Source organism: Siccirubricoccus soli, from assembly GCF_024178315.1.
Classification (GTDB): domain Bacteria; phylum Pseudomonadota; class Alphaproteobacteria; order Acetobacterales; family Acetobacteraceae; genus Siccirubricoccus; species Siccirubricoccus soli.
The window spans coordinates 1-11182 of the sequence record NZ_JAMZIK010000237.1 but is presented as its reverse complement, the minus strand read 5'-3'; the positions used below and the strand labels follow the sequence as shown (position 1 = coordinate 11182).

Annotated in this window: 10 protein-coding genes; 8 read left to right on the top strand and 2 right to left on the bottom strand. The window is 74.2% G+C overall.

Annotated features, from left to right (window positions below; genetic code table 11):
• The 5 genes from NJ376_RS27410 to NJ376_RS27390 form a co-directional block, all read left to right on the top strand.
• Nucleotides 1-2769, top strand: a 2769-nt coding sequence (locus tag NJ376_RS27410) for an SDR family NAD(P)-dependent oxidoreductase (protein ID WP_252956536.1), incomplete at its 5' end; no start/stop codon positions are given.
• A 190-nt stretch (nt 2770-2959) separates the two neighbouring features.
• Nucleotides 2960-4285, top strand: coding sequence for an aminotransferase class I/II-fold pyridoxal phosphate-dependent enzyme (locus NJ376_RS27405; RefSeq protein WP_252956535.1), 1326 nt, complete (start codon nt 2960-2962; stop codon nt 4283-4285).
• Nucleotides 4285-5088, top strand: a complete 804-nt coding sequence (locus NJ376_RS27400) for a formyltransferase family protein (protein WP_252956534.1) — start codon at nt 4285-4287, stop codon at nt 5086-5088. The genes NJ376_RS27405 and NJ376_RS27400 overlap by 1 nt, the downstream gene beginning before the upstream one ends.
• On the top strand, nt 5085-6395 hold the full coding sequence (locus tag NJ376_RS27395) for a capsule biosynthesis protein (RefSeq protein ID WP_252956533.1): 1311 nt from the start codon (nt 5085-5087) through the stop codon (nt 6393-6395). Before NJ376_RS27400 ends, NJ376_RS27395 begins: the two co-directional genes overlap by 4 nt.
• 78 nt (nt 6396-6473) lie before the next feature.
• Nucleotides 6474-6629, top strand: coding sequence for a hypothetical protein (locus NJ376_RS27390; protein WP_252956532.1), 156 nt, complete (start codon nt 6474-6476; stop codon nt 6627-6629).
• A gap of 252 nt (nt 6630-6881) precedes the next feature.
• Here NJ376_RS27390 and NJ376_RS27385 read toward each other — a convergent pair whose 3' ends face one another.
• A complete protein-coding gene (locus NJ376_RS27385) occupies nt 6882-7712 on the bottom strand; it encodes an aldo/keto reductase (protein WP_252956531.1) in 831 nt (276 codons plus the stop codon).
• A gap of 36 nt (nt 7713-7748) precedes the next feature.
• Here NJ376_RS27385 and NJ376_RS27380 point away from each other — a divergent pair, with 36 nt between their 5' ends.
• The 3 genes from NJ376_RS27380 (at nt 7749) to NJ376_RS27370 (ending at nt 10626) form a co-directional block, all read left to right on the top strand.
• On the top strand, nt 7749-8357 hold the full coding sequence (locus NJ376_RS27380; RefSeq protein WP_252956530.1) for a hypothetical protein: 609 nt from the start codon (nt 7749-7751) through the stop codon (nt 8355-8357).
• Between the two features lie 3 nt (nt 8358-8360).
• Nucleotides 8361-8582, top strand: coding sequence for a hypothetical protein (locus NJ376_RS27375; protein WP_252956529.1), 222 nt, complete (start codon nt 8361-8363; stop codon nt 8580-8582).
• A 256-nt stretch (nt 8583-8838) separates the two neighbouring features.
• Nucleotides 8839-10626: a chloride channel protein gene (locus NJ376_RS27370; protein WP_252956528.1), complete on the top strand. Its 1788-nt coding sequence runs from the start codon at nt 8839-8841 to the stop codon at nt 10624-10626.
• Nucleotides 10627-10742: 116 nt separating this feature from the next.
• Here NJ376_RS27370 and NJ376_RS27365 read toward each other — a convergent pair whose 3' ends face one another.
• Nucleotides 10743-11045 carry a hypothetical protein gene (locus tag NJ376_RS27365; RefSeq protein ID WP_252956527.1) on the bottom strand — a complete coding sequence of 101 codons (303 nt, stop codon included), beginning with the start codon at nt 11043-11045 and terminating at the stop codon, nt 10743-10745.
• Nucleotides 11046-11182 lie beyond the last annotated feature (137 nt).

Genomic DNA, 11182 nt, shown 5'->3' with positions numbered 1-11182 from the left:
CTCACCGCCGCGCCCTGGCCGGCGGCGCTGATCGCCGCCCGTGCCCCGCTGGGGGCGGCGGTGCTGGCGGCCCCCAAGCTGCGCCGCGTCGCCCTCTTCGCCGATGCCGCCGGTGCCGGCTTCCGCCGCGCCGTCGCCGCCGCCCTCACCGCCCGCGGCGCCAGCGTGACGCAGGGGGAGCTGGCCGAGGCCGCTGCCGTCCCGCCCCGCGCATTGCAGGGTAGTTTGGTGGTGGCGCTCGCCGTTGGCGGGGAGGAGGTGGCGGAGACCGCCCGCAGCCTCGCTTCCCTGGCCCGCCTCGCCGCCGCGGCGGAGGGTAGCGCCGCCGGCTTCGCCATCGTGACGCGCGGCGGCCAGCAGCCGGAAGGCGCCGAGGGGCAGGAGCCCCGCGCCGCCGCCGCCTTCGCCCTCGGCCGGGTGCTGGCCAATGAGCATCCCGGGCTGAAGCCCCGGCGGATCGACCTCTGCCCCGGGCTCGGGCCCGACGCTGCCGCCCGCCGCCTGGCGAATGAGCTGCTGGCCGAGGCGGATGCCGAGCCGGAGGTGACGCTGACCGCCACGGCCCGCCTGGTGCCGCGCCTCCGGCCCGGCCTGCCGCCGGCGCCGCCGCCGGGCGGGCCGCTGAAGCTCGTCGTCGCGCAGCCTGGTCAGCTCGGCAGCCTGGGCTGGGCGCCAGCCAGCCTGCGCAGCCCCGGCCCGGGCGAGGTGCGGCTGCGCATCGAGGCAGCAGGGCTGAACTTCCGCGACGTGATGTGGGCACTCGGCCTGTTGCCGGAGGAAGCGCTGCTGCCCGGCTTCACCGGCCCCGGCCTCGGCATGGAATGCGCCGGCATGGTGGAGGCGGTGGGCGAGGGCGTGACCTTCCGCCCCGGCGACCGCGTCTTCGGCATCGCCCCGCAGGCGCTGGCGACCCATGCGGTGACCAAGGCGGAGGCGCTGGCGAAGCTACCGGAGGGGCTGTCCCCCGCCGCCGCGGCGACGGTCCCGGTCGCCTTCCTCACCGCCATCCATGCGCTGGAGGAGCTGGCGCGGATCGAGCCCGGGGAGCGGGTGCTGATCCATGGCGGCGCCGGCGCGGTCGGCCTGGCCGCCTTGCAGGTGGCGCTGGCCGCGGGCGCCCGCGTGGCCGCCACCGCCGGCAGCCCGGCCAAGCGCGCCTTCCTCCGCGCCGCGGGGGCGGAGCTGGTGCTGGACAGCCGCGACCCCGGCTTCGCCGACGCGCTGCGCACCACATGGCCGGACGGCGTGGATGTGGTGCTGAACTCCCTGGCCGGGGAGGCGATGGAGCGCTCCCTCGGCCTGCTCCGCCCCTTCGGCCGCTTCGTCGAGCTGGGCAAGCGGGACTTCGCCGAGGCGCGGCGCGTGCCGCTGCGGCCGCTGCGGCGCAATGCCACCTGGTTCGCGGTGGATGTGGATGAGCTGCCGCGCGCCCGGCCCGCCCATGCGGCGCGGCTGCTCGCCGGCATCGCGGCCCGGCTGGCCGAGGGCAGCCTGCGCCCGCTGCCCGCCATGGAACACGCGGCGGCGGAGGCCGAGGCGGCCTTCCGCGCCCTGCAGGGCAGCCAGCATATCGGCAAACTGGTGATTCGCCCGCCGACGCTCGCCGCCCCGGAACGCCAGCCGGGCGCGCTGGAGCAGGCGCGGCGCGGCACGGTGGTGGTGGTGGGCGGCACGGAGGGCTTCGGCGCCGCCACCGCCCGCTTCCTCGCGGCGCAGGGGGTGCATCACTTGGCGCTGCTCTCACGCCGCGGCCCCGCCGTGCCGGGGGCGGAGGCGCTGCTGCGCGACCTCGCCGCCCTCGGCGCCCAGGCCACGCTGCATGCCTGCGACGCGACGGATGCGGCTGCCCTCGCCCGCACGCTGAACGCCATCCGCGCCGCCATGCCGCCGATCCGCGGCGTGGTGCAGGCCGCCGCCGTCATGGCCGATGGCGCGGCCGCGATGATGGAGCCGGCGCGGGCGGCGCAGGTGCTGGCGGCGAAGCTCGCCAGTGCGGAGAACCTGGACCGCGCCACGGCGGAGGATCCGCTGGCGCTGTTCCTGCTCTACTCCTCCGCCACCGTCGCCATCGGTAATCCCGGCCAGGCCGCCTATGTCGCGGCGAATGCGGGGCTGGAGGCGCTGGCGCGCCGCCGCCGCGCCGCCGGCAAGCCGGGGACCGCCATCGCCTGGGGCCCGATCGGCAATGCCGGCATGCTGGCCGGCAATGCGGCAACGCAGGAGATCCTGCGCCGCCGCCTCGGCACCACGGCGATGCGCGCCGAGGAGGCGCTCGCCGCCCTGCCCGCCCTGCTGGAAGCCGGGCCGGCGGTGCTGGGCCTCGCCCGGATTGCCTGGGGCGAGGCGGGGCAGGCCCTCTCCGTGCTCGCCGAACCCGCCTTCGCCGCGGTGCGGGAGGCGGCGCCGCCGGCCGCCGACGCCGCCGATCTGCGCGCCCGGCTGCGCAGCGCCGGGGAGGCGGAGGCGCTGGCGCTGTTGCGGGAGACGCTGGTGGCGGAGCTCGGCCGCATCCTGCGGCTGCCGCCCCTCTCCCTCGCGCCCGATGCGCCGCTGGCCGGGCTGGGGCTGGACAGCCTGGGTGGGATGGAGCTGCGCACGGCGCTGGAACAGCGCCTCGGCCTGCCGGTGCCGCTCGGCGCGCTGACGGATACGCTGAGCATCGAGGGGCTGGCGAAGCGCATCGCGGAGACGGTGCGGGAGGCGAAGCCGGAGGATGACGTGGCGGCGCTGATCGCAGCGCATGAGCCGACGCTGGAGGATGCGGCGTGAAGGGCCCGGCGCAGTGTCGGGGAAGGGCTCTGCCCTTCCTCGAGCTCCATCCCGCCAAAGACCGAAGGGCCTTTGGAAGCCATGAATTCGGGCACGTGGGTTCGAACAGCGGACTCAAGGGTTCCACGGGCCTTTCGGCCCTTGGCGGGTGGGGCCCGAGGAGGGCAGAACCCGCCTCGGAGTGCCCGCCATGACCCAAGGCTTCGGCCTCACCGCCACCGCCCGCGCCGCCCTGCTGCAGCGCCTCTCCAAGCGCCGCGCCGAGCCGGATGCCGCCGCGCCCGCCGAGAGTCCCGGCCGCGACCTCTCGACCCTGCCCGGCGCCCGCGACATCGAGATGGTCCGTGAGGCCGGTGCCGCGCTCGGGCTGGAGAGCCCCTATTTCCGCCCGCATGACGGCGTGGCCGGTGCGCATACCAGCATCGGCAACCGCGACTACATCAATTTCTCCTCCTATAATTACCTCGGCCTGAACGGCGATCCGCGCGTCGCCGCCGCCGCCAAGGCGGCGATCGACCGGCATGGCGTCTCCGCCTCCGCCTCGCGCCTCGCCTCCGGCGAGCGGCCGGTGCATGCCGAGCTGGAAGCGGCGCTCGCCGCACATCATGGCGCGGAGGCCTGCCTTGCCTTCGTCAGCGGCCATGCGACGAACGTCACCGTGGTCGGCCAGCTCCTCGGCCCGCGCGACCTCATCCTGCATGACCAGCTCATCCATAACTCGGTCGCCGAGGGCGCCCGGCTCTCCGGCGCCCGCCGCCTCGCCTTCCCGCACAATGACTGGCGGGCGGCAGAGCGGGAGCTGGCGGCGCAGCGCCGCAAGCATGGCCGCGCGCTGATCGTCATCGAGGGGCATTACAGCATGGACGGGGACATCCCCGACCTCGCCCCCTTCGTCGAGATGGCGCGGCGCCACGATGCGCTGCTGATGGTGGATGAGGCGCATTCCACCGGCGTGGTCGGCGCGACCGGCCGCGGCATCGCGGAGCAATGCGGCGTCCCGCCCGACCAGGTGGATATCTGGATGGGCACGCTTTCCAAGACTCTCTCCGCCTGCGGCGGCTACATCGCCGGCCGGCGCCAGCTCATCGACCTGCTGCGCCATGCCGCGCCGGGCTTCGTCTATTCCGTCGGCCTCGCCCCGCCGCTTGCCGCCGCCGCGCTGGAATCGCTCCGCATCCTGGAGGCGGAGCCCTGGCGCGCCGCGGCGTTGCAGGCCAATGCGCGGCGCTTCCTGGAACAGGCCCGCGAAGCGGGATTCGAGACCGGCGCCTCGGCGGGGCTCGGCATCGTGCCGGTCATCCTCGGCAGCTCGGTGCTCGCAGCCCGCATGGCGGCGGCGCTGTTCGAGGCGGGGATCAACGTCCAGCCCATCCTTTATCCTGTTGTGCCGGAACGTTCGGCACGACTCCGTTTTTTTCTGTCTTCGGAACACAGCGCGGCAGATCTCGACCGCGCAGTGGAAGCACTGGTAGAGGCGCGGCAGGCCATCACGGGCCAGAGACTGATGGCGTCCTGATGCGGATCGCGCTCCTTACCCTCGACAGCCCGCTGAGCAATGCGGCGGTGGCGGCCTTCCTTGCTGCCTGGCGGGGAGAGGTGGCGCTGCTCGGCCGCTCGGTGCTCTACCGGCCGGGTGCGGGCGGGCCGCTGGCCCAGGCCTGGCGGCATCTGCGCCGCTCCGGCCCGGGCTTCCTGCCCTATCTGCTGGTGAATTACGGGCTGCCGGAAGTCCTGCGGCAATGCGGCCGCAAGGGCGCGCTGGCGCGGCTGGCGGCGCGGCACGGCATTAAGCTGTGGCCGGTGGCGGATGTGAACGCCCCCGCCTTCCGGGAGGCGCTACGCGCCGCCGGGGCGGAGCTGATCGTCACCTTCCATTTCGACCAGATCCTGTCGGCGGAGACGCTGGCGGCGGCGCCGCGCGGCGGGGTGAACATCCATCCTTCCCTGCTGCCGCGGCACCGCGGCCCGGTGCCGACCATCTGGGCCCAGGCGGAGGCCGCCGAAGGTGCGCCCCGTTTCGGCGTCACCCTGCACCGGCTGGCCCCGCGCATCGATGCCGGCGCCATCCTGGCGCAGCGGGAGGTGACGCTGCCGGCGGGGATCACCGCTTCCGCCGCCGCGCGGGCGCTGCACGTAACCGGCGCTCAACTTTTGGCCGATAGCCTCTCCTCACTGGTCGCGAAAACCGTGGCTGCCGAGGAGGTCACTCCCCTGCCCTACTGTCCTTTCCCCCCTCCGAGGGTGCTGCGCGCGGCAAGACGCCATGGCGGGCTGGTGAACGCCGCAGACATCCGTGCCGCGCTGCAGGTGGCGGCATGACGACCCTCGCCCGGCTCGACGCGCCCGCCCTCGCCGGCAGCCTTGTCTCCGTCACCAAGGGGGCGGCGCCGCCGCGCCGCTTCCTCTTCCTGCAGGGGCCGATCAGCCCCTTCTTCGCCGAGGTGGCGGCCGGACTGCGGGAGCTGGGCCACGTCACCTTCCGCATCAACCTCTGCGCCGGGGACCGGATCTTCTGGCATGGCGGGGAGGTGACGGAGTTCCGCGGCGCCCCCGCAGAGTGGCCGGGCTTCGTCGCCGATTTCATGGACGACCAGGGCATTACCGACCTGGTGCTGCTGGGCGAGCAGCGGCCGCGGCACCGCGAGGCCATCGAGGCGGCGCGGGCGCGCGGCATCGCCGTGACGGTGACCGATTTCGGCTATCTCCGCCCCGACTGGATCGTGGTGGAACGGGACGGCATGGGCCCCTCCAGCCGCTTCCCTCGCACGCCGGAGGCGATCCGGGCGCTGGCCGCGACCTGCCCGGAGCCCGATTTCAAGCAGCGCTTCGGCGAGGATTTCAGCACCCAGGCGGTGTGGGACGTGACCTTCCACCTCGCCTCGCTCTTCTCCTGGCGCTTCCGCCGCTATGAGAGCTGGCTACTGCACCCGCCCATCCCGGCCTATCTCGGCACCGGGCTCCGCCTGCTGCTGCGCCGGCGCGCCACGCGGCAGGACCGGGCGCTGGTCGCCGGCCTCGCCGCGCGCGGGCCGCTCTACCTCTTCGCCATGCAGATGGAGAACGACTTCTCCATCCGCGCCTATTCCCGGTTCGAGGACAACGACACCGCCATCGCCGAGGTGGTGCAGAGCTTCGCCCGCAGCGCGCCGGCGGAGGCGCATCTGCTGGTGAAGGTGCATCCGCTGGATCCCGGGCTGAAGGCCTGGGGCAGGCGCATCCGCCGCATCGCCCGGGAGGCGGGGGTGGCGGGGCGGGTGCATTACCTGCCCGGCGCCCTGCCGATGGATGAGGTGATCCGCGCCTGCCGCGGCGTCGTCACCATCAACAGCACCCTCGGCGTGCGGGCCATCGCGCTCGGCCGCGCCGTGCGGGTGCTGGGCCAGGCGCTGTACGACATCCCCGGCCTCACCTGGCAGGGCGGCGCCGACGCCTTCTGGCAGGAGGCGCCGCCGCCCGAACCCGATCTGGCGCGGGATTTCCTCAAGGCGATTGCCGCCTGCCTACATGTGCGCGGCGGCTATTACGCCCGGCCCGGGCTGGATGCCGCGGTGGCGGCCACGGTCCGCCGCCTGCACATGGACGCGGTGAACGTCCCGCTGCCGGGCGGGGTCCCGCCCGCCGGCTGAGCTGCTCCGCCACGGCCACGCGGCCGCGGCGCGGAATTCGAGTGCCGTCACCAGGATTCTTCTTCGGGGGCGTTCGCCATGCCAATAGGGCTTCTGATCCGGGCGCTGGTCCTCGCCTCGCTGCTGGCGCTGATTCCCCTCGTCTTCGGCAGCCCCGGCGGCTTCGCCCCGCTGCGGCACGGCGCGCCGGCGGAGGCAAGCCCGGGCCGCATCGCCACCGCCGCCGCGCCCTGAGCCGCTTATGGCGGGTGCCGGCCAAGCCCTTGCACCCTGCCATGCGCTGAAGCGGCCCTGCCGCAGCAGCCCGTCCACCCCCTCCCCCAACGGCATCGCGCAGCGACATGCGGAGAAGGACCGACTACGCCTGTTGAAACCCGCCGCCCAGTGCCCTTCCGCGGCTTGGCCGCGGCAGGCTGTGCGAGGCCCCGGGAATTCAGCGCCCCCTGGGGCCCCCACGCAGCCGCGCAGCGGTTTCGTGGGGAGTTCCTATAGCATGGCCAAGGAGCGCTTGCGGTTGGGCGGCGGGAAGGCGGCGTCCAGTGCGGCCAGCGCCTCGGCGTCCAGCGCCAGCTCCCGCGCCGCGGCGTTCAGCTTCACATGCGCCGGGTCGGCCGCCTTCGGGATGCTGATCACCCCCTCCCCCCGCAGCGTCCAGGCCAGGGCGAGCTGCGCCGGCGTCACCCCCAGCCGCTTCGCCTGCTGCACCAGCACCGGCTGGCGCAGCAGCCGCCCGCCCTGCCCCACCGGGGAATAGGCCATCACCGGCATCCCCCGCTGCCGGCAGAAGGGCAGCAGATCATACTCCACCCCGCGATGCTCCAGGCTGTAGAGCACCTGGTCCGTCGCGCAATCCGCCAGTGCCGGGCCCAGCTCCTCCAGGTCATCGACATCGAGGTTGGAAACGCCCCAGCCGGCGATCTTCCCCGCCGCCCGCGCCCGTTCCATCGCCGCCACCGTCTCGGCCAGCGGAATGGAGCCCCGCCAGTGCAGCAAATAGAGGTCGAGCCGCTCCACCCTGAGCCGCTTCAGGCTGCGCTCCAGCGCTGCCTCCAGCTTCCGGCCGCCGGCATTGTGGGGATAGACCTTGGAGACGAGGAACACCTCCTCCCGCCGCCCGGCGATCGCCTCCGCCACCACCTCCTCGGCGCCGCCCTCGGCATACATCTCGGCGGTGTCGATCAGCGTCATGCCGAGATCGATCCCGAGTCGCAGCGCGGCGGCCTCCCGCGCCCGGTCGCTGCCGCGCTCCCCCATATGCCAGGTGCCCTGGCCGAGGGCGGGCACCCGGGTGCCGTCCGGAAATGTCACCTGGCCCATGTTGCCGCCTCCCTCGCCGCAGCTATCATCCGTGTCATGTGGCGCCGTGCAAGCCTTGCGCTCTTCCTCGCCTGTATCGGCCCGGCCGTCGCCCAGGCCCCGGCCGAGATCGGGAGCTGGCGCCTGCTCTGCGCCACCGACCGGATGACCGACCGCAGCGCCTGCCAGATGCGTCACCGGGACTGGGTGGAGCCGCCCGCCGGCGCCACCCCCGGCCTGGCGCTGGAGGTGGTGGATCGCGGCGGCCGGCTGGTGCCGGTGGTGACGGCGCGGGACCTGACGCTGGAGGGCGCCTCCCGCGGCATGCTGGCCTTGACCGGCACGGCGCAGCTCCGCTTCCCGCCGCGCCCCATGCTGGAATTGCCCTGCGGGCTGGAGGGCCGTTCCCTCATCTGCGCCCCGCGCGGGGAGGATGCGGCGCGGGCGGAGCAGGAGCTGCTGGCCGCCGACCGCGCCCTGGTCCGCATCACCGGCCTCGGCAGCGGCGGCAGCCTGGCGGAGCCGACCGAGCTGCGGCTCGCCGGCACCCGCGACGCCGTCGCCCGCTTCGCCCGGGAGGCGCCGCCCGCCGCTTCGCCGGAGGATGGGCAGGGCGTGGGCGGTACGGAGCTGCTGCAGCGCCTGCTGCGCCGCTTCGGCTGGTAGCGGATGGAGGAAGGGCGCGTCCTGGCCGCGCTGCTCGCCGCCGTGGCGGGCGGGGAGCGGGACGCGCTGCGGCGCCTGTATGTGGCGCAATCCGCCCGGCTCTTCGGCATCGCCAACGCCATGCTGCGGGATGCCTTCCTGGCCATCCACCGGCAGGCCGGGCAATTCGACCCGGCGCAGGGGAGGCGGCGGCCTGGCTGGCGGGAATCGTCTGGCAAACTCTAAGTGTTTGGTCCCGGGCTGAGGGGGATGGGCGCGGGCCGGGGGCGGAGGCGCGGGGCTGTGCCCCTGCCGGCATGGGCCCTGCCCGGCGCTCGAGACGACGGGGACGGTGCGCCCCCCTGGTCTTGGACCCGTTCCAGCCGCTGGGCCCGCCCCTGGGCACGGCCCTGTGCACAGGCCAGGCGCTCGCACCTGCCTCCGTTGCCATCCCGGCGCATGTCGCGTTTGCGCCATGATCCTCCGGCATGCACATCCCACCATGCGCCCCTTCGCCCCGCACCGCTATGTCCGCCTGCTCCGTCACCGGCTGCGCCGCCGCGCGGCGTTTCGCGGGCTGGTCCGCCGCAGCGAGTTCGCCATGGTGCTGCTGGCGGCGTTCATCGGTGTCGCCGTCGGGCTGGTGGCCTGGGGCATGGGGGCGGCGGCGCATGGGCTGCAGCGCCAGCTCTACGGCTTCGGGCCGCAGATGCGGCTCTCCACCGCCACCTTCATCGCGGATTGGCGCCTGCTGCTGGTGCCGGCGGCAGGCGGCCTGGCGCTGGCCGGGCTCAATTGGCTGATCCGCCGCTGGCGGCCGAAATCGCCGGTCGATCCCATCGAGGCGAATGCGCTGCATGGCGGCCGCATGTCGCTGAATGATGCGGTGGTGGTGGGGGCGCAGACCATCGTCTCCAATGGCTGTGGCGCCTCGGTGGGGCTGGAGGCAGGCTATGCCCAGGCCGGGGGCGGCATCGCCTCCCGCCTCGGCCGCGCCTTCGCGCTGCGGCGGGCGGATCTGCGCATCCTGGTCGGCGCCGGCGCCGCGGGGGCCATTGCCGCCGCCTTCGACGCGCCGCTGACCGGCGCCTTCTACGCCTTCGAGCTGGTGATCGGCACCTACAGCATCGCCGCGCTGTTTCCCGTCATCGCCTGTGCGGTGACGGCGGTGCTGGTGGCGCGCGGGCTGGCCGCCGGCACCTATGCGGTGGAGACGGCGGTGCCGAGCGTGATCGACAACGCCGCCTATCCACTGGCGCTGGTGGTGGGCGCGCTGTGCGGGCTTTCCGCCATCCTGCTGATGCGCGGCGTCGGGCTGGCGGAGACGCTGCTGGCGCGGCTGCTGCCCTCCCCGGCGCTGCGGCTGCTGCTGGGCGGGCTGGCGGTGGGGGGGCTGGCGCAGGTCTCCCCGGTCGCGCTCTCGGCCGGGCATGGGGCGCTGCACCTTGCCTTCGTCACCGAGGTGCCGGCCTGGCCGGTGCTGACCCTGCTGCTGGTGAAGGCGCTGGCGGCGATCATCTCCATCGGCAGCGGCTTCCGCGGCGGGCTGTTCTTCGCTTCCCTGCTCATCGGCGCGCTGGGCGGCAAGCTGTTTGCCGGGGTGATGGCGATGCTGGCGCCGCCCGGGCCGGATGCGCTGGTGATGGCGGTGGTGGGGATGAGCGCCTTCGGCGCCGCCGTCATCGGCGCCCCGCTGGCGATGACCTTCCTGGCGCTGGAGACGACGGGGAGCCTGGCGGTCACCGGGCTGGTGCTGGCCGCCGTCGCGGTCTCCGGCCTGCTGGTGCGGCGGCTCTTCGGCTATTCCTTCGCCACCTGGCGCTTCCATTTGCGGGGTGAGGCGATCCGCAGCGCACATGATGTCGGCTGGGTGAACGACCTGACGGTGGGGCGGATGATGCGGCGGGATCCGCGGCGGGTGCCGGTGGAGACCGCGCTGGAGAATTTCCGCCGCCTCTTCCCCCTGGGCTCGGTGAGCCAGGTGGTGGCGGTGGACGAGGCGGGGCGCTATGCCGGCATCGTTTCGGTGGCGGAGGCGCATGCGGCGCCGCCGGAGGAGGGGCTGGCGCCGCTGCTGCAGCACCGCGGCACCGTGCTGCTGCCGGGGATGAACGCCCGCGACGCCATCGCCGCCTTCGAACTGGCGGCGGCCGATGCGCTGGCGGTGGTGGAGCCGGCGAGCCGCCGCGTGCTGGGCCTGCTGACCGAAAGCCACCTGCTGCGCCGCTATGGCGAAGAGGTGGAGAAGCGGCGACGGGAGGAGAGCGGGCTGGAGGCGGGGCCGCCTTAGGGGCTTTCGGTTAGGAAATCACAACGAAGAGGAATAGGGCTCTGCTCGTGGGCGGCAGTGCCGCCAAACCCCGCCGGGGCCAAGGCTTGGCCCCGGACCCCGCCCAGAATCGGCTGCTATTCCTCCGCCAGCCCGGCCGAGGCGTCCTTCTTGCCGAGCCCGGTTGCCCGGTCCGGCGTCTGCTCCGCGGCCTCGGCGCCGCTGTCATCCGGCTTGGCGGGCTTTACCCCGATATTCACCGGCCCGCCCGGCGCCTCCGCATCCTTGCGGTTCACGCCGACATCGCGATCCACATGCGGGTATTGGTGCTCCGGCGTCTTGTTCCGGGCGGGGGCCTTGGGGCCATCGCCGGTGGTGCGGCTGCTGACCGTGTCCTCGTAATCGGCGCCGTCGCCGGGATGCTTGCGGTCCTTGTCCATGGCGGCCTCCTGCGGTCTCGCCGGAGGAACGCCCCCCGGCGGCCGCGGGTTCAGGCGGCCGGGGATCCCCCGCGGCCCAGCCGCCTCAGGCCCGGTCCGCCGCCGCCCGGGCGCCGGCCGGCACGGCGCCGCCGCCA

Excerpts from the sequence above, each read along its gene's own strand:
- NJ376_RS27405 (WP_252956535.1), top strand. The coding sequence starts at position 2,960 with ATGACCCAAGGCTTCGGCCTCACCGCCACCGCCCGCGCCGCCCTGCTG.
- NJ376_RS27400 (WP_252956534.1), top strand. The coding sequence starts at position 4,285 with ATGCGGATCGCGCTCCTTACCCTCGACAGCCCGCTGAGCAATGCGGCG.
- NJ376_RS27395 (WP_252956533.1), top strand. The coding sequence starts at position 5,085 with ATGACGACCCTCGCCCGGCTCGACGCGCCCGCCCTCGCCGGCAGCCTT.
- NJ376_RS27390 (WP_252956532.1), top strand. The coding sequence starts at position 6,474 with ATGCCAATAGGGCTTCTGATCCGGGCGCTGGTCCTCGCCTCGCTGCTG.
- NJ376_RS27385 (WP_252956531.1), bottom strand. The coding sequence starts at position 7,712 with ATGGGCCAGGTGACATTTCCGGACGGCACCCGGGTGCCCGCCCTCGGC.
- NJ376_RS27380 (WP_252956530.1), top strand. The coding sequence starts at position 7,749 with ATGTGGCGCCGTGCAAGCCTTGCGCTCTTCCTCGCCTGTATCGGCCCG.
- NJ376_RS27375 (WP_252956529.1), top strand. The coding sequence starts at position 8,361 with ATGGAGGAAGGGCGCGTCCTGGCCGCGCTGCTCGCCGCCGTGGCGGGC.
- NJ376_RS27370 (WP_252956528.1), top strand. The coding sequence starts at position 8,839 with ATGCGCCCCTTCGCCCCGCACCGCTATGTCCGCCTGCTCCGTCACCGG.
- NJ376_RS27365 (WP_252956527.1), bottom strand. The coding sequence starts at position 11,045 with ATGGACAAGGACCGCAAGCATCCCGGCGACGGCGCCGATTACGAGGAC.